This window comes from Streptomyces sp. YJ-C3 (assembly GCF_053891275.1).
Window position 1 is genome coordinate 1,487,555 of sequence record NZ_CM132685.1, and the last position, 19,252, is coordinate 1,506,806.

At 69.4% G+C, this 19,252-nt stretch carries 20 protein-coding genes; 8 read left to right on the forward strand and 12 right to left on the reverse strand.

From position 1 onward, the window contains the following. Position 1 precedes the first annotated feature (1 nt). The 7 genes from ACVHNB_RS06625 to ACVHNB_RS06655 form a co-directional block, all read right to left on the reverse strand. Entirely contained in the window at positions 2 to 1,474 is a 1,473-nt protein-coding gene (locus ACVHNB_RS06625; protein WP_428952326.1) for a penicillin-binding transpeptidase domain-containing protein, read from the reverse strand. Further along, positions 1,471 to 2,862: an FtsW/RodA/SpoVE family cell cycle protein gene (locus ACVHNB_RS06630; protein WP_456227601.1), complete on the reverse strand. Its 1,392-nt coding sequence runs from the start codon at positions 2,860 to 2,862 to the stop codon at positions 1,471 to 1,473. The genes ACVHNB_RS06625 and ACVHNB_RS06630 overlap by 4 nt, the downstream gene beginning before the upstream one ends. Positions 2,863 to 2,902: 40 nt before the next feature. Then, the gene (locus tag ACVHNB_RS06635) at positions 2,903 to 3,268 is read right to left on the reverse strand and encodes an SH3 domain-containing protein (RefSeq protein ID WP_428952324.1); all 366 of its coding nucleotides are present in this window, start codon (positions 3,266 to 3,268) and stop codon (positions 2,903 to 2,905) included. 137 nt (positions 3,269 to 3,405) lie between these two features. Then, a complete protein-coding gene (locus tag ACVHNB_RS06640) occupies positions 3,406 to 4,677 on the reverse strand; it encodes an ATP-binding protein (RefSeq protein WP_428952323.1) in 1,272 nt (423 codons plus the stop codon). Beyond that, complete coding sequence (locus ACVHNB_RS06645; protein WP_428952322.1) at positions 4,674 to 5,423, reverse strand: hypothetical protein; 750 nt, start codon at positions 5,421 to 5,423, stop codon at positions 4,674 to 4,676. The genes ACVHNB_RS06640 and ACVHNB_RS06645 overlap by 4 nt, the downstream gene beginning before the upstream one ends. 28 nt (positions 5,424 to 5,451) lie before the next feature. After that, positions 5,452 to 6,072, reverse strand: coding sequence for a class F sortase (locus ACVHNB_RS06650; protein WP_428952321.1), 621 nt, complete (start codon positions 6,070 to 6,072; stop codon positions 5,452 to 5,454). A 33-nt stretch (positions 6,073 to 6,105) separates the two neighbouring features. Further along, positions 6,106 to 6,399 carry a hypothetical protein gene (locus tag ACVHNB_RS06655; protein ID WP_456227602.1) on the reverse strand — a complete coding sequence of 98 codons (294 nt, stop codon included), beginning with the start codon at positions 6,397 to 6,399 and terminating at the stop codon, positions 6,106 to 6,108. A 261-nt stretch (positions 6,400 to 6,660) separates the two neighbouring features. On the opposite strand from ACVHNB_RS06655, the gene ACVHNB_RS06660 reads away from it, so the two are divergent. After that, on the forward strand, positions 6,661 to 7,464 hold the full coding sequence (locus ACVHNB_RS06660) for an NERD domain-containing protein (RefSeq protein ID WP_428952319.1): 804 nt from the start codon (positions 6,661 to 6,663) through the stop codon (positions 7,462 to 7,464). Between the two features lie 28 nt (positions 7,465 to 7,492). Here the strand turns inward: ACVHNB_RS06660 and ACVHNB_RS06665 are convergent, their stop codons facing one another. Both ACVHNB_RS06665 and ligD read right to left on the reverse strand, forming a co-directional pair. Beyond that, positions 7,493 to 8,383 (reverse strand): ATP-dependent DNA ligase, encoded by an 891-nt coding sequence (locus ACVHNB_RS06665; RefSeq protein ID WP_428952318.1) that lies wholly within the window; start codon positions 8,381 to 8,383, stop codon positions 7,493 to 7,495. Then, entirely contained in the window at positions 8,380 to 9,264 is an 885-nt protein-coding gene (ligD, locus tag ACVHNB_RS06670) for a non-homologous end-joining DNA ligase (protein ID WP_428952317.1), read from the reverse strand. Before ligD ends, ACVHNB_RS06665 begins: the two co-directional genes overlap by 4 nt. Before the next feature lie 73 nt (positions 9,265 to 9,337). Here ligD and ku point away from each other — a divergent pair, with 73 nt between their 5' ends. Beyond that, positions 9,338 to 10,408 carry a non-homologous end joining protein Ku gene (gene ku / locus ACVHNB_RS06675; RefSeq protein ID WP_456227603.1) on the forward strand — a complete coding sequence of 357 codons (1,071 nt, stop codon included), beginning with the start codon at positions 9,338 to 9,340 and terminating at the stop codon, positions 10,406 to 10,408. Positions 10,409 to 10,488: 80 nt separating this feature from the next. On the opposite strand, the gene ACVHNB_RS06680 is transcribed toward ku, so the two are convergent. Further along, on the reverse strand, positions 10,489 to 11,640 hold the full coding sequence (locus ACVHNB_RS06680) for an acyltransferase family protein (protein WP_428952315.1): 1,152 nt from the start codon (positions 11,638 to 11,640) through the stop codon (positions 10,489 to 10,491). Between the two features lie 248 nt (positions 11,641 to 11,888). Here ACVHNB_RS06680 and ACVHNB_RS06685 point away from each other — a divergent pair, with 248 nt between their 5' ends. From ACVHNB_RS06685 to ACVHNB_RS06705, 5 genes are all read left to right on the forward strand, one after another. Continuing rightward, positions 11,889 to 12,284, forward strand: coding sequence for a BlaI/MecI/CopY family transcriptional regulator (locus tag ACVHNB_RS06685; RefSeq protein ID WP_428952314.1), 396 nt, complete (start codon positions 11,889 to 11,891; stop codon positions 12,282 to 12,284). 3 nt (positions 12,285 to 12,287) lie between these two features. Further along, entirely contained in the window at positions 12,288 to 13,211 is a 924-nt protein-coding gene (locus ACVHNB_RS06690; protein WP_456227604.1) for a M56 family metallopeptidase, read from the forward strand. Between the two features lie 316 nt (positions 13,212 to 13,527). Beyond that, the gene (locus tag ACVHNB_RS06695; RefSeq protein WP_456227605.1) at positions 13,528 to 14,607 is read left to right on the forward strand and encodes a hypothetical protein; all 1,080 of its coding nucleotides are present in this window, start codon (positions 13,528 to 13,530) and stop codon (positions 14,605 to 14,607) included. After that, positions 14,604 to 14,831, forward strand: coding sequence for a hypothetical protein (locus ACVHNB_RS06700; RefSeq protein WP_456227606.1), 228 nt, complete (start codon positions 14,604 to 14,606; stop codon positions 14,829 to 14,831). The genes ACVHNB_RS06695 and ACVHNB_RS06700 overlap by 4 nt, the downstream gene beginning before the upstream one ends. A 1,474-nt stretch (positions 14,832 to 16,305) precedes the next feature. Continuing rightward, positions 16,306 to 16,953, forward strand: a complete 648-nt coding sequence (locus tag ACVHNB_RS06705) for a nucleoside monophosphate kinase (protein ID WP_456228844.1) — start codon at positions 16,306 to 16,308, stop codon at positions 16,951 to 16,953. A gap of 15 nt (positions 16,954 to 16,968) precedes the next feature. On the opposite strand, the gene ACVHNB_RS06710 is transcribed toward ACVHNB_RS06705, so the two are convergent. Next, complete coding sequence (locus tag ACVHNB_RS06710; protein WP_456227607.1) at positions 16,969 to 17,538, reverse strand: GNAT family N-acetyltransferase; 570 nt, start codon at positions 17,536 to 17,538, stop codon at positions 16,969 to 16,971. Beyond that, a complete protein-coding gene (locus ACVHNB_RS06715) occupies positions 17,535 to 18,308 on the reverse strand; it encodes a GntR family transcriptional regulator (protein ID WP_456227608.1) in 774 nt (257 codons plus the stop codon). Before ACVHNB_RS06715 ends, ACVHNB_RS06710 begins: the two co-directional genes overlap by 4 nt. Positions 18,309 to 18,921: 613 nt before the next feature. On the opposite strand from ACVHNB_RS06715, the gene ACVHNB_RS06720 reads away from it, so the two are divergent. After that, positions 18,922 to 19,107: a hypothetical protein gene (locus ACVHNB_RS06720; protein WP_456227609.1), complete on the forward strand. Its 186-nt coding sequence runs from the start codon at positions 18,922 to 18,924 to the stop codon at positions 19,105 to 19,107. Positions 19,108 to 19,252 lie beyond the last annotated feature (145 nt).

The window sequence follows — 19,252 nt, forward strand, 5'->3', positions numbered from 1 at the left end:
CCTACTGGTCGGCGGAGTTGAGCACCGCCTCCATCACCGCCCTGGCGATCGGCGCCGCGCTGCCGCCGCCGCTGACGTCCGCCCGGTCCGCCGCCGCGTCCTCCACCACCACGGCGACCGCCACCTGCGGCTGGGAGGCGTCGTCGGCCTGGGCGTAGGAGATGAACCAGGCGTACGGCACGCCCTCGTTGTTCACGCCGTTCTGCGCGGTGCCGGTCTTGCCGCCCACCGTCGCCCCGGGGATCTGCGCGTTCGTGCCGGTCCCCTTCGTCACCACGTCGACCATCATCTGCTGCAACTGGGTCGCCGTGTAGGGGGACATCGCCTGCTTGTAGGTCTTGCTGCCGGTGGTGGCGACGGTGTCGCCGTCGCTGGTCGTCGTCCGGTCGACCAGGTGCGGGGACATCAGCGTGCCGCCGTTGGCCACGGCCGCCGAGACCATCGCCATCTGCAGCGGCGTGGCCGCGGTGTCGTACTGGCCGATGGAGGAGAGCGCCAGCTGCGACTTGTTCATGTCCGTGTCGAAGTTGGACCTGGCGGCGGTCATCGGGATCCTGAGCCCGCTGTCGTTGAAGCCGAAGTTCTCCGACATCTTCACCATGTCGGAGAGACCGACCTCGACCCCGAGATGCGCGAACACCGTGTTGCAGGAGACCTGGAGCGCGTACTCCAGGGTCGCGTCCTCGCAGGCGGCGGACGCGGACTCGTTGGCCAGCTGGGTGGTGGTGCCCGGCAGCGTGTACGGGGACGGGGTGTCGGTCGGCGTGCTGACACCGTTGACGACGTTGTTCTCCAGCACGGCCGCGGCCGTGACCACCTTGAACGTCGAACCGGGCGGATACGTCTGCCGGATCGCCCGGTTGAGCATCGGCTGGTCGGGATCCGCGATCAGCCGCGCCCACGCGCCCGTCGTGGCCGAGCCGGTGCCCGCGATGTCCCCCGGGTCGTACGACGGCGTGGAGACGAGCGCCAGGATCTTCCCCGTCGCCGGGTCGACGGCCGCGACCGCGCCCTTCTTGCCGCCGAGCCCGGCGTACGCGGCCTGCTGCGCGGCGGCGTTGATGGTGGTCACCGCGTTGCCGCCGGGATCCTGGGTGCGGGAGATGTCGTTCCAGAACGGGATCGGGGAGAGCATCGGATCGGTCCCGGACAGGATGTCGTCCTCGGCGTTCTCGACGAACGTCGTGCCGTACGTCTGTGAGGCGTACCCGGTGACGGGGGAGTAGAGCGGGCCGTTCTTGTACGTGCGCTCGTAGCGCAGGGACTGGCCCGAGTCCCGGGAGCCGGTGACGGGCTTGCCGCCCACGAGGATGTCGCCGCGCGGCTGGTCGTAGCGCTGGATGGTGGAGCGGCGGTTGGCCGCGTTGTCGTCGAGGGACTCGGCCTGGAAGACCTGGACGCGGGCCGCGTTGACGAGCAGCGCGACCAGCAGGACCAGGCAGAAGACCGAGGCGCGGCGGATGTACTTGGTCATGCGGCGGCCTCCACCGTGCCGGCGTTCGCGGGGCTCTCGGGCGGCAGCGAGCCGCGGGCCCGGTCGCTGACCCGGACGAGGATCGCCACGATGACCCAGTTGGTGACGAGCGACGAGCCGCCCTGCGCGAGGAACGGCATCGCCATACCGGTCAGCGGGATCAGCCCCATCACACCGCCCGCGATGACGAAGACCTGCAGCGCGACGATCGAGGCCAGGCCGATGGACAGCAGCCTGCCGAACGGGTCGCGCAGCGCGAGCCCGGCCCGGTAGCCGCGCTCCACCAGCAGGGCGTACAGCAGGAAGATCGCGGTCAGGCCGGCCAGGCCCAGCTCCTCACCGGCCGTCGCCAGGATGAAGTCGGACTTGGCGGCGAAGCCGATCAGGATCGAGTGACCGAGGCCCAGCCCGGCGCCGAGCATGCCGCCCGCCGCGAACGCGAAGAGCGACTGGGCGAGCTGGCCGGGCCCGTTGCCCGCGTCGATGGAGGCGAAGGGGTGCAGCCAGTCCTCGACGCGGCTGTGCACATGCGGCTCGAAGGACGCCACCACGAAGGCACCGGCGGCGGCGAGCAGCAGCCCGATCGCGATCCAGCTGCCGCGCCCCGTCGCCACGTACAGCATCACGATGAACAGGCCGAAGAAGAGCAGCGAGGTGCCGAGGTCGGTCTCCAGGACCAGCACACCGACGCTGATCAGCCAGATCGCGAGGATCGGCGCGAACACCCGCATCGTCGGCAGTTGCAGCTTCCAGATCTTCCTGCCGGTGTATCTGAGGGCGTTGCGGTTGGCCGCGAGATAGCTGGCGAAGAAGATCGCGAGCAGGATCTTGGCGAACTCGCCGGGCTGGATGGAGAAGCCGCCGATCCGGATCCAGATCCGGGCGCCGTTCACGGCCGGGAAGAAGATCGGCAGGATCATCAGGATCAGCGCCGCGACGACGGAGAGGTACGCGTACCGCTGGAGCACCCGGTGGTCGCGCAGGAACACCACGAACGCGATGAACAGGCCCACGCCGAGCGTCGACCAGATCAGCTGGGTGGGGGCCGCCTCGTCGCTGGGGGTCTCCAGATCGAGGCGGTAGATCAGCACCAGGCCGAGGCCGTTGAGGAGCACCGCGATGGGCAGCAGCAGCGGGTCCGCGTACGGGGCGCGCAGCCGGACGGCGAGGTGCGCGAGGAGCGCGAGCACGCCGAGCCCGGCGCCGTAACCGGCGGCGCCGGGCGGGACGGTGCCGTTCTTCGCGAGCCCGACGTCGCAGTAGCCGTAGACGCTGAGCAGCACGGCCAGGACGAGCAGGGCGAGTTCGGTGCCCCGGCGCCGGGGGACGCGGACGGCGGGTACCGAGGACGGTGCTTTCGTTCCTGCCGAGCCCGTTGAACCGGTCATGGCGGGAACGTAGCAAGGCTGTCCGCGATATCCGGTTATGTCAGCACCAGCGGGGCGCGGCGCCGATGTTGTTGATGTACTTCGCCGAGCCCCAGGCCCAGGTGCCGTCGGTGAGCAGGTACCACAGGTGGTTGCCGCCCACGCTCTCGCCGCCCGTCTTGCAGAAGATCGGGACCTTCGCCCAGTACGGCTCGGTGCGGACCACACGGCTGCCGCGGGTGGGGGAGTCCCGCAGGACCAGTCCGGACTTGGCGACGACGCGTCCCCAGTAGACCGGCGGGTGGTTGTTGGCGCCGCTCGCGCTGTCGTCGGCGAGGGCGGGGGACGCGGTGGCGGTGACACAGGCCAGCGCGGCCGCGGCGGCGACGGCTATGCCGAGACGGTGGGTGACGGTCCGTGCGCTCACGAAAGCCTCCTGGGAACAGGGATCGAGGCGGACCCGGGGAGGGTCCTGTGCTCTCACCTAATGCGGCACGGGAGGGATGCGCACGGCGGCGGGCGCCGCCAGGGTGACCGGAGCCGCGCGACGTTCCGGGGCAGGCCCTAACCGGGCCAGACCGCCGGCTCCTCGTACGGGAGCGTCAGCGTCGCGAGGGCGCCGCCGTCCGGCGCGTTCGCGAACCGCAGCCGCGCGCCCAGGATCTCGGCCTGCCCGAGCGCGATCGTCAGGCCCAGGCCGTGGCCCTTCGCGCCGCCCTCCGTGCGGAACCGCTGCGGCCCGTGCTCCACCAGATAGTCCGGGTAGCCCTCGCCGTGGTCCCGCACCGTGATCACCGGGCCGTCCACCGTCAGCACGACGGGCGGACCGCCGTGCCGGTGCGCGTTCGCCACGAGATTGCCGAGCACCCGCTCCAGCCGGCGCCGGTCCGTCACGACGCACACGTCCCGGGCGACGACCACCTCGGTCCCGGTGCCGGACGCGCGCACCACCCGCTCGGCCACCGGACCCAGCCAGGCGGCGTCCAGGTCCACGCGCTCGCTGCGCGCGTCGAGCCGGGAGATCTCCAGCAGGTCCTCCGTCAGCGTGCGCAGCGCCGCCACCCGGTCCCGTACCAGCTCGGTCGGGCGACCCGGCGGCAGCAGCTCGGCCGCCGCGTGCAGTCCGGTCAGCGGCGTACGCAGCTCATGGGCGACGTCCGCGGTGAACCGCTGCTCGGTCAGGATCCGCGCCTGCAGGGACGAGGCCATGCTGTCGAGAGCGCCGGCCACATCGGCCACCTCGTCCTGGTGCCGGTCCGGATCCTTGGTCCGCGGGTCGTTGACCCGGGCGTCCAGATCGCCGGCGCTGATCTTGCGGGCCACCCGGGCCGTCGTGTGCAGCCGCCGCGTCACCCGGGTCACCGCGAACGCGCCCACCAGCAGCGTCGCCCCGATGGCCAGCACCGACGAGCCGAGGATCGCCTGGTCGAGCCCGTCGATGGTGCGGGCGCCCTGCGAGTAGTCGATCTGCACGGCCAGCGCCCGGTCACCCGCCGCGGGGCCCGCCGCCCACATCGTCGGGTTCGAGCCGTGCCCGCCGACCATGGTGCCGCGCTGCCCCCGCACGGCCAGCTCGCGCAGTTCCGCGGGGAGCCCCGGCGGATCCAGGCCCGCGCCCGGCGGCAGCCTGCTCCCCGCCTGATAGCGGGTGGTCGACTCCGCCAGCAGGGTGAGCGCCCGCTCCCGGGCCTGGCTCACGGTCTGGTCGGTGACCGAGACGTGCACGAGGATGCCGAGCAGCGCCGCCAGCGCACAGCAGATCACGGCGAGGAACGCGGCCGCCTTCCACGTCAGCGACGCGGTCCAGGCGGGCAGCCGCAGCCGGTGGCGTCTCATGAGCGGCCCGGCGACGGCTCGGGCGACGCGGCGTCGGACGGCGTGCCGGACGGTTCGTCGGGGGTCGGGGTCCCGGGCGGGCCGGTGCGGATGATCTCGTCGCGCGTCGGCAGCATCGCCTTCTGATGCGGGTCGTACGACCAGGAGGTGCGGTACTCGTACCCGGGCAGGTCGGCGACCGCGCGCACCACCACGTTGCGGTCGGCCAGCTGCACGTTGATGACCGCATCGCTGTCGTCCATGATCTGGGTCAGCCTGCCGTCCGCGTACATGTACGCCTGCGTGTACAGCGTCCCCTTCGAACCGCGGACGGCGATCAGCAGGTCGGCCTTCCCGTCGCCGGTCAGATCCGGGTAGTACGCCTTGAGGACCGGGCACTTCGAGCCCGCGCCGCCCTTGCCGCCCTTGCCGCCGTTGTCCCCGTTGTCTTCGCAGGCGTCGAGCTCCCCGACGACGTCCTTGTAGTCGTCCGGGGCCGCCGTCATGCGCGCGCGCACGACGGTCACCGGATTCACCTTGCGCAGATCGCCGCCGGGCACGTCCACGCCCTTGATCACATGCGTGTCGCCCGCGCTGTAGTCGTCGGCGGGCTGCGTCGCCGGCGGCAGCGTCGGCCACAGGTGCCGGGGCCCCACCGCCGTCGGGGTCGGGCCCGCGCCCTCCAGACCCCCGGTGTCCCCGCAGCCCGCGAGGAACAGGGCGGCGGGCACCGCGAGAGCCGCGATACCGAGGCGCCTGGGCGTCACTGCACTCCTGCCTGCCGGGCCGCTCGCCTCAGCGCTGGACGAGATCGGCGTAGAGAATGATGTTGTCGCTGCGGTGACCGTCCACGAGGGGGCCGCCGCAGGTGATGAGGCGCAGCGTGGGCCGGCCGGTCGCTGCATACACCTTATTGGTCGGGAAGTCCTTTTTATTGACCTGCTGGATCTGCCGCACCTCGAACGTCGCGGTCCGCCCGTCCGCCCGCGGCACCTCGACGCGGTCCCCGGCCCGCACCTTCGCGATGTTCCGCATCAGCGCAGGACCGTTCGCCGTGTCGTAGTGCGCGACCAGCACCGCGGCCCCCTTCTCGCCGGGCGTCGGGCTCCCCGTCCACCAGCCCGGCTCCGCGCCCTTGTCGGCCGGCGGGACCTGGAGCGCGCCGTCCGCGTCGAGCCCGAGGCGCAGCATGCCGGTGGCGTCGACCCCGGCGGCCGGGATGCGCAGGCCGGTCGGCGTCGAGCGGTCCAGCGCCGGGGCGGCCCCGGCCCGCGGGGTGACAGGGGCGGTGGTGTCGCGCACCGACACGTCGGGCGCCGGGCCGCCGCCGCTCGACCCCTGGCCGCAGGCGGTGACACCGGCGGCCAGGGAGGCCGTCAGGACGGCGGTCGTCACGACGCGCGCGGAGATCTTCACGGGTGCTCCTGTGGGGGGACGGAGGGGGCGGGCTCAGGCGTCGCCGCGGCCGCGGCGCATCGTCGAGTACACGAGGCCCGCGGCCCCGGCGGCGGCCATCGCGCCGCCCGCCACCAGGAAGTACGGATTGGCCGTCGCGTCGTCCGGGGCCTGGGCCGCCGGCCGCTCCTCGCCCTGCTGCTCCTGCGGGGCGTACCGGGTCCGGGCCTGGACCGTCGCGGCCGCCGGGGCGTGGGCCTGGGCGTTTGCGAACGCGGCGGTGGGGACCAGCACGGCGCCGCCGAGAGCGGCGGTCACGACGGCGCTGCGGAGGAGGGCGGGGCGCATGAGGGCTCCGATCGCTGATGAGGTGCACCGAGGTGTACCGAGGTGCCCGGACCGGGAGTGCTCCGGAGTGTCCGGTTTGACTTCCTCACCGTAAAAGTCGGCCATCACGGCAATTCGGCGGCTGTGTAACAGGGGGCCCTCGCTCTGCGCCCGATGCGGTTAATACCGCCGGTCCTGGCGGTTACGGACGTCCTGTCGGGCTTGCGGCCTTCTTGCCCTGTCGTGGTGCTTGCTGCTCCCATGGTCGTGGGGTGATGGGGCATGAGCGGACTGCGCGTCATACCGACCTGGCGGCATGGTCAGGAGCGGCTCTACGTATACGGGGAGGACGGCCGGACCCTCGCCTGGTACGACCGGGACACGGGCCGGGTGAACCTCCTCGCCGAGTCGCACGGAGAAGCCGTGCTCGACGTGCTCCGCCCCTTCGTCGCCGGGCACGTCACGGTCGGGCCGCCGCCGGTGCCCACGCCCGCCGAGCTCGCCCGGCTGAGCCTCCACCCGGACGACGACCTCGCGCCGAACCGTCCCGGCGAGGCCCTCGTCATCGCCCTCGACCGGGACCCGGCCCCGCAGCGCAGGCTGCGCACCGACCCGCGCCGCCGGGCGCTCGCCGCGCAGCAGCTGGTCGGCGAGGCGCTCGACGGGCTGGAAGGGGTGGGCTGGCGGACCCTGCACTCGGTGCCGCTGCCCGGCGGATCCTGCCTGCACCACCTGCTGATCGGTCCCGGCGGGCTGTTCGCGCTGCACGTGCTCCCGGCCCGCAAACAGCGGGTGCGGGTGAGCGACCCGATGGTCACGCTGGGCCGGGGCGAACCGGACCCGCTGCTGCGCCGGCTGCGCGGCGAGGCCTCCCGCGCCTCGTTCGCGCTCACCGCCGAGGTGCGCGGCGCGCTGGTCCTGGTCGGCGCGGGCCCGGTGGAGATCCGGCCGGCCCCGCGGGACGTACAGGTCCTCACCGACGACGACCTGGAGTCGTTCGCCCGGACCGGCGGCGCCCTCAAACCGGCGGACGTGGAGGCACTGTTCGCGATGGCCAGGGACCGCACCGCCTGGGTCAACCTCTGAACGGCCCCGCGGCAGCCCTGCCGAGGACTCAGCGGAACCTGACGGGCTCCGCCGAGAAGGCGCCGTGCCGGGTCGTCCGCTGCCGCACCTCCAGCGTCAACGGGGGCTCCGGCGGCAGCAGTCGATACGTGACCTCGCCCACGCCGACCGCCGTGATCCGCGCCTCCCGCCCCGTCGCGGGCGGCAGCAGGTCCGCCGCGTCCGCGCGCAGCGCCGCCGGCAGCGGTGTCGTCAGCAGGGGAGTGCCGTCGCCGGGCAGCGTGACCACCAGGGCGCGCGGTCCGGTCGCCGGGCCCGTGAAGCCCACGACCAGGGCGTCCCGGGTGTCGCTGTGCCGCAGCTTCAGCCAGCTGCGGCGGCCGCCGCGGTAGGGGCCGTCCAGACGTTTGGCCACCAGACCCTCGATGCCGGTCGCGGTCAGGGCCTCGTACCAGGTCAGAGCCGTCTCCCGGTCGGTCGTCGACGGGACCGGCTGCAGCGGCGGGCCGAGCGGTTCCAGCAGGGCGACCAGGCGGGCCCGGCGCTCGGCGTACGGCAGGGCGCGCAGGTCCGTGCCGCGCTCTGCCAGCAGGTCGAAGGCCGCGTACGAGGCGGGCAGCTCGCGTGCCAGGACGCGGGCCCGGGCCGTGGACGCCGCGGCCGCCCGGCGCTGCACCGCCGCGAAGTCGGTGCGCCCGGCGTGCCAGACGACGACCTCGCCGTCGAGGACGGTCCCGGCGGGCAGCGCCCGCGCCGCCGCGGCGAGATCGGGGAACGCCCGCGCCACGAGCCGCCCCGAACGGGCCTGGAGCAGGACGTCGTCGGCCCCGCGGAACACGACCATCCGGTGCCCGTCGAACTTCGGCTCGAAGGCCCAGCCGTCGCCCGGCGGCAGCGCCTCCACCGACTCGGCGAGCGCCACGTCCAGCGGCGGCCTCACGACGGCAGCCGCCCGGCCCGGTTCAGATTGATCAGCGGGCCGAGCAGATCCCCGTACCGCCGCAGCCGGGGCGCGATGTCGTCCGCCAGGAACACCAGGTCAGGGGCGTTCTCACAGGCCTCGACCTCCTCCCACGTCACCGGCGTGGACACGGTCGGCTCGGGGCGGGCCCGCAGCGTGTACGGGGCGGCCGTGGTCTTCGCGGCGGAGTTCTGGCTGTGGTCGACGAACACCTTGCCGGGGCGCAGGCTGCGCGTCATGCGGTGCACCACCAGATGCGGCAGGTCCGCCTCGGCCTCCTGCGCGAGCGCCTTCGCATAGGCGCTGACCTGCTCGGACGGTGTCGGAACGAGCGGGACCAGCAGATGCAGCCCCTTCGACCCGGACGTCTTCGCGTACGTGTGGAGCCCGTCCGCCGCGAGCCGCTCCCGCAGCCACAGCGCCACCTCGCAGCACTGGACGACGTCGGCCGGGGCCCCGGGATCCAGGTCGAGGACGAGGCGGTCGGCCCGGCCCGGCGCGTCCGCCTGCCACTGCGGGGTGTGGAACTCCGTGACCAGGTTCGACGCCCACATCAGCGTCGCGAAGTCCTGCACCACGATCTGCCGCGAGACGCCCTCGGAGCGCGGCACCTCCGCCGTCTTCACCCACGCGGGTGTCCCCGGCGGCACGTTCTTGGCGAAGAAGCGCTGGCCGTCGGGCCCGTCCGGGAAGCGCAGGAAGGAGACCGGGCGGTTGTAGAGGTGCGCGAGCAGGGAGCCGGCCGTCGTCGCGTAGTAGTGCAGCAGCTCGCCCTTGGTGAAGCCGGTGGCCGGGTAGAGCACCTTCTCCAGATTGCTGAGCGCGAGCCGCCGCCCCTCCACTTCTGTGATGGGCGTCATACCGTAATACTCTGGCAATCCGCATCAATGCGGAGCATTCACGAGCTAAACGGGGCGAACAGGGAGGTCCATCGTGCGCTCCATATGGAACGGCGCCATCTCCTTCGGCCTGGTCAGCATCCCGATCAAGCTGGTCAACGCCACCGAGAACCACTCGATCTTCTTCCGCCAGATCCACCTGGAGGACGGCGGCCGCATCCGCTACCGCAAGGTGTGCGAGCTGGAGGACAAGGAGGTCACCTCCGCCGAGATCGGCAAGGGGTACGAGGACGCCGACGGGTCGATCATCCCGATCACCGAGGACGACCTCGCGGCGCTGCCCATCCCCACGGCCAAGACCATCGAGATCGTCGCGTTCGTCCCGGCGGACCGGATCGACCCCCTCCAGATGGACACGGCCTACTACCTCTCGGCGAACGGCGTCCCCGCCGCCAAGCCGTACACCCTGCTGCGCGAGGCCCTCAAGCGCAGCCAGAAGGTGGCCATCGCCAAGTTCGCCCTGCGCGGCCGGGAGCGGCTCGGGATGCTGCGCGTCGTCGACGACGTCATCGCGATGCACGGGCTGCTGTGGCCGGACGAGATCCGCGCCCCGCAGGACGTCGCCCCCGACACCCACGTCACGGTGCGCGACGCCGAACTCGACCTGGCCGACGCCCTGATGGACACGCTCGGCGAGGTCGACATGGACTCGCTGCACGACGACTACCGGTCCGCGGTGGAGGAGATGATCGCGGCCAAGACGTCCGGCGAGGCACCGGAGGAGGCCCCCGCGGCGGCGAAGTCCGGCGGCGGCAAGGTGATCGACCTGATGGCCGCGCTGGAGAGCAGCGTGCGGGCCGCGAAGGAAGCACGCGGCGACACCACCTCCGACGGCGCGGGGGACGTGGCGGAGGTGACCCACCTCAAGGAGCGGACCCGCAAGAAGACGGCGACGAAGACCGCGGCGAAGAAGACGTCGTCGGCGTCCGGGGCGTCCGGGGCGTCCGGCGCGAAGAAGTCGACCTCCACGAAGGCGAGTGCCGCGTCGTCGAAGTCCGGAGCCGCCGCGAAGAAGAAGGCGGCCTCGGGGAAGAAGTCGACGTCGACCTCCGCCAAGAAGACCCCCGCCAAGAAGACGACGCCCCGCAAGAGGGCGTCGGCCTGACCCAGCGGGTGAACGGGTGAGGGGCTCGGCGGTGACATCACCGCCGAGCCCCTCACCCGTTCACCCGTTCACTGTGCGCGTCAGCGCCGTCGGGCCAGCGCGGCGGCATCCCGCTTGAAGGCCCACTCCATCTTCGGCTCCATCACGAACCGGAACATCCGCTGCACCGGTGGTGTGCACAACACGGTGATGATGCTCGCCGCGATCAGGGTCACCGCGATCTCACCGAGCGGCGAGTGCATCCAGTCGGCCTCGTACCAGTCCCAGAAGCGGGAGCCCTTGGCGAGGAAGCCATGCAGCAGGTAGCCGTACAGCGTGCCCGCGCCCAGCGCCGTGACCCAGAGCTTGCGGCCCGGCACCCACGCGAAGAAGCAGGCCGCCAGGACCACCGAGCAGCCGAACATCGCCAGCGTCATGACGGCGCCGCTCCAGCCGGGGGCCGCCAGCTCCTGCGCGCTGTCGCGCCGGTAGAACCAGGCGGCGTTCATCCGCGGCGCCGCCCAGTACGCGAACAGCAGCGCGGACGCGAACACCGGCACCGCCAGGAGCCGCGCCTCACGGCGCCGCACCAGCTGGAAGTGCTCCGGCTTGAGGCACAGGCCGAGGACGAAGAAGGGGAGGAACTGCAGGACGCGCTGCAGGTCCAGGTCGTCACCGATGTCGGGCGAGACGGACGCCAGCACGGCGATCGCGAGCGCGACCGGCAGCGGCCAGCGGATCACCTTCCACAGCGGTGTGCTCAGCCGCCACACGAACAGCGCGATGAGGAACCAGGTCAGGTACCACGGGTCGAGCAGACTGATCGGGTAGTCGGGATCGCCCCCGGCCGTCCGCTTGAACATGGTGTACGCCACCTCGAACACCACGTACGGCACGGCCACACCCGTGATCAGCCGCTTCAGCCGCTCCGGACTCGCATCGAAGCTGCGTGAGAAGTAGCCGGAGATCACGATGAACGCCGGCATGTGGAACGCGTAGACCGTCATGTACAGCGCGGCCGCCGCCCGGCTGTCACCGCGCAGCGGCTCCCAGGAGTGCCCCATCGCGACCAGCACGATCGCCAGGTACTTCGCGTTGTCGAAGAACGCGTCGCGCTTCTTGGCGGGCTTGGCCCCGTCGGCGGGCCTGCTCCCCGCCCCCGGGGCGGAGGTGCTCGCAGGAGCGGGTGCTGTGGTGGCGCGCTGTGGGGGCAGAGGCGTCCGCTGAGCCGTCACCCGTGCCGATTCGCTCATGAACCCTCCCGCGTGGAACCCCGACTCCAGAATTCACGTCTTCTCAGGTTTGCGGGATTCATGTGGCTGCGAGACATCCCACGCACCGTAGTCACCCATCGAGGCACACGTAAACCTGTGCTGGTCATGGGTGGCGCCTGTCACAACCCGACGAACGGTCGAGTCGGGCATTGTCGACGAAGTCGGACGCGACGTCGTGGTCACTACGATGAGGCGCGGTGCACAGGAGGAGGCCGAGGAGGGACGACGTGGCGAATCAGGACGAGAGCGGGCGCAGGCGCGGCCAGGGCGAGCTGGAGGGACAGGTGCTCGCGGCGCTGTGCGAGGCGCCGGACCCGGTGACGGCGGGATGGGTGCGCGAACGTCTCGGCGGCACCCTCGCCTACACCACCGTGATGACGATCCTCACCCGGCTCCAGGCGAAGGGCGCCGTCACCCGCGAGCGCGTCGGCCGCTCCTTCACCTGGACCGCCGCGTCCGACGAGGCAGGCCTCGCCGCGCACCGCATGCGCCGCGTCCTGGACGGCGAGACCGACCGGGCGGCCGTCCTCGCCAGCTTCGTGTCGAGCCTGTCCGCGCACGACGGGCAACTGCTGCGCGACCTGCTCGCCGAGGACGAGACGGAAGGCGCCGAGGACCGCTGAGCCATGGGCGTCGCCGTGTTCCTTCCTCTCGTTCTGCCGCTGACCGCCTGGCCGGTCGCGCGGCTCGCCGAACGGCACCTCCACCCGCGCGCGGCGACCCTGCTGCTCACCGCGGTCGGCGTCGTCCTCGGCCTGTGCAGCACGCTCTGTCTGGGCCTGCTCGCGGTCGTCGGCACCGCGCAACTGCCCGGCAACCCGCTGCCGGACGGCTGGGCCGATCCCGAGGTGCGCGAGGCGGTGCCGCACGACGAGGTCGTCGGCAAGGCCGCCGTCGGCGCGCTCGGCGCGGTCCTCACCTCCTGCGCGGCGTTCCTGCTGCACCGGCGCAGAACCGCCCGCCAGGCCGCGCGCGCCCTCGCCGGACTCCCGCCCCGCCGCCGGATCGCGGTCCTGCCCGACCGCATGCCGTACGCCCATACGCTCCCGGACGGCCGCATCGTCGTGTCGACCGGAATGCTGGCGGGCCTCAAGTCAGCTGAACGCAGAGCCCTGTTCGCGCACGAGCGGGCCCACCTGGCGGCCGGCCACCACCGCCACCTCCTGCTCGTCGGCCTCGCGGCCCGCGCCAACCCGTTCCTGCGCCCCCTGCGCACCTCGGTCACGTACACGGTCGAGCGCTGGGCCGACGAGGAAGCGGCCCGCACGGTCGGCGACCGCCGTCTCACGGCCCGCGCGGTGGGCAAGGCGGCCCTCCTCACCCCCCGCCCGCTCCCCGCACTCCCCGCCTTCGCCACCCCGGGCCCGGTCCCGCGCCGCGTAGCCGCCCTCCTCGGCCCGGCACCGGCCCCCCGCACCTGGCCCCCACTGTTCACGGCGGTTGGCGCGGCGGCCTGGGCGGCACTGGCGGGCACGGCGATCTCGGCCTTCGCCTCGGCCAATTCGGCGTTGACGCTGATCTTGATCTTGCATGCGGCTACGCCGCTCTAGCCCGACGCGACTTTCGAGACGCATTGCGGACTCCGGTACTGCCATTGCCTCGGCATCCGGGGTACGGAGTATCGGTCCGGAAGCCGAACCGGGAGACCAAATGCCTTTCCTTCAGGGCGCCTTGTGCACATCCAAGAGTGTTCGCTACTCTCCTGTCAGTCTTCACGGAGGCATGCCCTCGGGAACCAGGAACCGGTCTTCTTGGTCGAGGCAAAGGACTCTCCCGTAGTCCCCGTGGCGTGTAGCAGCACTGCAATGGATGTACAGAACTCTCTCTGAAGCGCTGGGGCCGGTAACAGCAGGAGACGGGTGACGTATGTCCAAACAGGACAATCATGGCCGAGCTGCTGCCGCCCACTCGAAGGCAACGGGGTCCTCGTACAAGACTTCTCGCCGCTGGGCCGAGCAAGGATTCATTTCTCTGCGGCGCCCGTTCCCAGAGCACCGCGACGAATCGCCCGAGAGCGCTGCTGAACTCTGCGTGGAGGCGACCGGATGGCGAGAAGTCGAGTGCCTGAAGTGGGCGGAGCAGGGCTTCATCTCCCACGCCTTTCCGATTCCGGATGCGTCGAGCGCTCAGCAGCGGCACCTTGAAGCATTCGTCGTGCACGTGCTGGCCGATGCGCTCAGGGACGGCCAGCTTGACAGTGCGGTATTCGGAGTGACGCGGCTCGTTCCTCTCCCGTCGTTCCCCGTCCTCTACCTCCATGCGGGCATGGCCGATGTGGTCGTGTCCGAGGTCTTGCCCAGGTATGAAGCGGGATACGGAGGGATCAGGGGAGTCCCGGGCCTGCGCCCCTCTCCTTCACCTCAGGGCGGCCTGGAACTGCGCCTGGTGGGGACCGGTGCGCGCATACGTCTCGTCAGCGAGGACGAGAGCTGGAGGCCGGAACTCCCCGGTGACGTTGCGCCTGGCGAGGCGCGTGCCGACGGCGAGGACGATCAGGAGGTGCGGCAGCTCTGGAGGTCCGCGAAAAGGATGGACCCCCTGGAGGAAGAGGAACTCAGATTCTGGAACATGGAGCCCTTCACGCACAGGAAGGAGGCCATCGAGCGAAACTGGCTTCTCAGCAGACTCCTGCGGAGGTCCGCGATCGTCAATCTCGCGGGAAAATCCCATGGTTGGGCCAACACCTACACCCACGCCTACGAAGACATCGTCGTGGAGTGGTGTTGCGGGGAAGACCCTGACCACGTGAAATCAAAGCTCTTCAGCAGCGGCCTGGTAAATCCGCCGCCGGGCCTGAGGGTGGCCCCCGAGCCGAATCTCACGCACCCTACGACGATCTGCTTCGGTTCCGGACGTGCCTACGTCCGCCGACTCCCGGACTGCACGATCACGGAGGGCTCGGCGGAGCGCATCAGGGGAATCATCCGCGAAAGGTACTCCCGATGATGCTCGCCGCCGGCGTGATCGTCGGAATTCTCCTGCGCTCCCTGCTTCCGGTTCTGACGCTCTACCGTGACGTAGTGATCGTGCGGCACATCCGAGACCTGATGAACGGCTGCTCACCGGAGGACCGGTCCCGCCTCTGCCGAGAACTCGTGGCCGCGCTTCAAGTATCCGATTTCCGAGATCCGGAACCCGCGGAACCGCCGCAGGAGGGCGCAGCGCGATAGGGCCAACGACATCGACGGCGACCGGGGAGGCTCACCGGTCGCCACTGCTGTGGCCCTGCGCCTTGTTGGCAGCGGGGGCTGTCGTCCAGGTACGGCTGTGAGGTGGATGTCAGGTGGGGTCTGCGCCTCAGCTACGTGCAGCAGCACAGGCTCACCGATACAAAAAGACCCCGTCGTCAGCGTCTCCGCTGGTGACGGGGTCTCTAGGCACCTAATCCAAGGTGCCCCCGGCAGGATTCGAACCTGCGCACACGGCTCCGGAGAGAACGCGCTGATCTAGACGCTAGCCCTCGTTGACCTGCGGTGGAGCTACGCAGCGGGACTTGGTGCGCCTGGGGCGTGTCGGAGGTGTGTCGCAGGACGAGTGGCGACTGATGGTTGGAACGCTTAGATCACTAGAGCACCATCCAGTAGGGCAGGAGCCCCAAGACTCCCGACATAGTGAGTAGCCAGGCAGCGAGAGACAACGACATAGACAGGGTGAGGTGGCGCCCACATCGCACGTCCACTCCGTGGCGCCCAAGGTGCAGACTCCACACCGTCTGCTCGGGCTCCTGGTTCTTCCTTTCGATCACTGTGCACCTCTCTACGGGGCTGTTCGACATGGCCCCATGGCAGCAGGCCAAGGGGCGGACTCTCCAGGCGACCGAATGAACCCGCTTGCTACCGAGCAGTCCCGTACGGCGGCCGAACGTCACCGTTTCGCTCTCGTTCGGTGATGTTCGGCGAACATCGCCGCTCTTCAGCGACCTTGCCTCTAAGCTGGCATTTCGAGACGACAGAGGGGGCGACTGTGTCCGAAAACGAACCGTCCGGTCCAAGAAGTGGAATCACCGAGTACGAGCCCGCCCTCAGGATGTTTGCGGAGGGCCTAAAAGCGCTGCATATTGATTATGGTGCTCCGCCTTTCCGTGTAATTTCAGAGCGAGCTCAAGCCGCTGGTCGTGTCAACCTATCCGTTTCTGCGATATCCGAAGCCCTTAACGGGAGGCGTCTACCTTCAATTGATTTCACCGTCGAGCTAGTACGGCAAATCTGCGATGGTGACATGGGCGTCGTCGAACAGTGGCGGGAGCGCTGGAAATCGACAAAATTGGTGCAGCGCAAGGCGACGCCTGGCCGAGGTGGCGGCCCAGGGGCCAATTCAGTGATTCGTGCAGAGGCTCGCGGCGATGCGCAATCTAGCTACCTAAAAGAATTGCAACTTCAGCGTCAGCAGCTAGAGAAGACGGTAGAAGGCCTACGTATCGAATTAAATGCAGCCCAGATGGCCATCAGTGAGGCGCATGATGAGGCTGCGCGAATTATTAGGTCAGCCCAAGAGGAGGCCGTACGGATACGGAATAGGACGGACAGTCGTCTGCTAAAGATGAGGGAGCATGCGGCTGAACTGATGCAAGCCGCAGACGAAGCGCTGGGAAGGTCGTATTCCGAGAGTAGCTCGACAATTATAGGGTTGCAGCGAACGTCGTCGCTGCGAATTATCCTGGCTGGCCCACCTGGAGCGGGAAAGAGCACCCAAGCTGTATTCCTCGCCCACTACCTTCGAGTCCCACATGTATCCATAGGTGACCTGTTCCGTCGGAATATAAGGCAGGGTACGGCCCTCGGGAAGATTGCCAGGCGTCAAATGGAAGCCGGGCAGGTCGTAGAAGACGAGGTCACCTTGGGGATGATGATGGAGCGAATTCAGAAGCCTGACGCGGATCGAGGTTTCCTTTTGGATGGCATACCGAGAACCGTACGCCAAGCGGAAGCCCTCAAAGGCGTGATTGAATTCGATTCTGTGCTTGACGTTGAGATCCCGGAAGCCGAGATCCTCATGCGCCTAACAAATCGCCGCATCTGTAGGAACGACTCAAGTCACGTGTATCACCTCGTCTACAAACCCAGCCGCGCGGGGAGGGATATCTGCGACCTCTGTGGCGGAGAGATATATTTGCGCGATGATGATGCAGAGGAAATCATCAGGAAGCGTATCGAGGTGTACAACCTTATGACATCCCCGATAATTGATTACTATCGAGAGTCGGGGCTGGTTTCAACGATATCCGGGCTAGGGAAGTTGCAGGAAATTACCGGACGAGCCATCGATGCACTTGCGCAAGCAAATGTGGCATAGGGAATCCCAAATCGGTCAGGCCGCGAAAGGGAGTCGTGCTGGTGCTGGCGTGAGGTCATGAAAGTCGTGAATCGATGGGCGCGCCTCTCGTTGCGCGAGCCATCCGGAGACCCGCGGACCACCATTGACCGCCGCACCCTCGCTCACGGTGCGAACATGCGTGAACCCTTGCGCTAGGTAGTAGTGCTGCAACGCCTTATTCGTTGTCCATGCGTCGAGACGCAGCCACTGAGCCCCGGCGCGGTGAGCCCGGTCTGCGGCCCAGTCGAGAAGGCGGCCGCCGAGATTCTGTCCGCCGTACTCGCGCCCCACGGTGAGCTTGTTGATGAACATGCAAGGTTCTCGCAGCTCGTCTTCCGTCCAGAGTCCTTCTTCGGCATCCGGGGTCAACGTGATCGTGGCGGCAGTCACGTGTCCGTCCCGAACCATGAAGACGTGCCCGGATTCGATCGTGGCGAGCAGCTTGTCGGCCGGGTACGGGCGCTGCCACTGGTCTGTTCCGAGCTGAGACAGCCAAGCCGCCGCCTCCTCTCGGAAGGCGAGCAGCTTGGCCACGTCATGCGGTTCCGCAGGGTAGATCTTCACTGGGGTTCGTTCTCTTCCCGTCCGGCCAGATTGCCGATCTCGTAGTTCATCTGGTTCAGGTCGCCGCGAAAGGTTGTGATCGTGCAGCGAATCGGCCGGTCCTCCGAGTAGCCGGTACGGGTCCACAGGAGCACGGGCACCCCGGCGCCGATCTCCAAGAGCCGCGCCTCTTCAGGAGTCGGCATACGCGCGGCGATCTCATCGAAATAGCCGATCTGCTCGATGCCGTACGACGCGAGGTAGCGGGTGGTGCCTTCCTCAATGTCGCCGGGCTGAGCGAGCCGAGGAGACTGCTCTGCGAGCCACCCCGGGTACCAGGTGGCCTGTGTGGACCACGGCACGTTGTCGACGTACCGGTGGCAGAACCGCAGGACCGTTGTCGAACCAGCATTGACCTTGAGTCGTTCGGAGACGTCCGGGGACGCGGGGGTCATCTCCACTCGGAAGGTCTGATGCGGGCGTCGGCCGGCGTTTGTGACGTCGGTGCTGTACGCGTCCCCGTTCTGAGGGAAGCTCAGGTTCTCGAACCGCGACGCGTTCAGCTTGAAGACCTCGTGGGACCGAACCTCGTACCCCAGCCCCTGGCTCGATGAGACGAGCCCTTGGGTCACCAGGAGGTTCAGGCCGTTCCGGACCGTGTTCCGCGAAGCGTCAAAGCGCTTCATCAGCTCGCTCTCTGAAGGCAGCCGCGCACCCGGCGCGTACGTGCCGCTGTCGATCTCTCGGCGCAGGGCGTCGGCCACCTGTTGGTACTTCGGCTGCTTACTCATGCCCCCATCATGACGCACTCGGTCAACTTGTTGGTACATGTGGGTCCCAATCCCTTGACGACTCACCGTCCGTGGGTGCAGCATCACTGCATCAGCTTGTACCAACAAGTTGAGCAAGCGGTGCAATGCCTTTGAGTTGCTTCCGCCTGCATGAATGCACAGGGCGGGGACGCTGCAATCCCGCTAAAGGCCAGAGGACAGGGCTTAGGCCTGACTGGCGAGGTGGCCCGGTGACCGCGAGCAACGGCCGGAGTGTGGGGACCCAAGTCCCCCTTGCAGTGCGTATCCCCTGTTCACCGGCCTGAAAGGAGTGGAAGTGAGCCGACGAAAGCGATGGGCGCGGCCGTGATCGACCGGCACGGCGGCGCCGTTCCTCCCTCGGCCCGTGAACGCGATCGAGCGTCACGGCCAACCGGTCGCCATCTTCGATCGCTGCGCGGCGGCTAGCGCTGCGCCGGTTGCCTCCTCCGTCCGTCCGGGCGCCCTGCGGGGCGGGCCCGTACGGGCGGGGTTGAGGGGAGCCGGATCTACCGACTTCAACGGCGCGCGGCCCCGGTGTCGGAACTCCGGGGGCCGCTGCTCATTGCCGTTGCATCCGCGAGAGGACCCCGTCATGTTCGGCAAGCGCAAGACCGCGACCGCTCCCACCACGCAGACCGACCAGTACCGCCTCAAGGCCACCGGCCGGCGGGTCACCGTCCTTGAGCGCCTCAGCGGCGGTGACGTCCGTATCGCCATGGACAGCGGCCACGTCACCCGGGACGACATCGTCAGCGCCCGCGACATCACCCCCGCCTGACCCCACATTCAGCCCCGGCGACGAGCCGTGAGGGCGCCGGATCGAAACCGGCCCGGGGCGCGAGCCGCACCACTCACGTGCGGCTACCACCACAACGGCGCGCGGCCCCGGTGCTCGAACACCGGGGCCGCTGTTCGGGCCGTTG

What these genes read in the sequence shown, in the direction of transcription:
- ACVHNB_RS06625 (WP_428952326.1), bottom strand. Translation starts at nt 1,474, where the DNA reads ATGACCAAGTACATCCGCCGCGCCTCGGTCTTCTGCCTGGTCCTGCTG.
- ACVHNB_RS06630 (WP_456227601.1), bottom strand. Translation starts at nt 2,862, where the DNA reads ATGACCGGTTCAACGGGCTCGGCAGGAACGAAAGCACCGTCCTCGGTA.
- ACVHNB_RS06640 (WP_428952323.1), bottom strand. Translation starts at nt 4,677, where the DNA reads ATGAGACGCCACCGGCTGCGGCTGCCCGCCTGGACCGCGTCGCTGACG.
- ACVHNB_RS06655 (WP_456227602.1), bottom strand. Translation starts at nt 6,399, where the DNA reads ATGCGCCCCGCCCTCCTCCGCAGCGCCGTCGTGACCGCCGCTCTCGGC.
- ACVHNB_RS06660 (WP_428952319.1), top strand. Translation starts at nt 6,661, where the DNA reads ATGAGCGGACTGCGCGTCATACCGACCTGGCGGCATGGTCAGGAGCGG.
- ligD (WP_428952317.1), bottom strand. Translation starts at nt 9,264, where the DNA reads ATGACGCCCATCACAGAAGTGGAGGGGCGGCGGCTCGCGCTCAGCAAT.
- ACVHNB_RS06680 (WP_428952315.1), bottom strand. Translation starts at nt 11,640, where the DNA reads ATGAGCGAATCGGCACGGGTGACGGCTCAGCGGACGCCTCTGCCCCCA.
- ACVHNB_RS06690 (WP_456227604.1), top strand. Translation starts at nt 12,288, where the DNA reads ATGGGCGTCGCCGTGTTCCTTCCTCTCGTTCTGCCGCTGACCGCCTGG.
- ACVHNB_RS06695 (WP_456227605.1), top strand. Translation starts at nt 13,528, where the DNA reads ATGTCCAAACAGGACAATCATGGCCGAGCTGCTGCCGCCCACTCGAAG.
- ACVHNB_RS06700 (WP_456227606.1), top strand. Translation starts at nt 14,604, where the DNA reads ATGATGCTCGCCGCCGGCGTGATCGTCGGAATTCTCCTGCGCTCCCTG.
- ACVHNB_RS06715 (WP_456227608.1), bottom strand. Translation starts at nt 18,308, where the DNA reads ATGAGTAAGCAGCCGAAGTACCAACAGGTGGCCGACGCCCTGCGCCGA.
- ACVHNB_RS06720 (WP_456227609.1), top strand. Translation starts at nt 18,922, where the DNA reads ATGTTCGGCAAGCGCAAGACCGCGACCGCTCCCACCACGCAGACCGAC.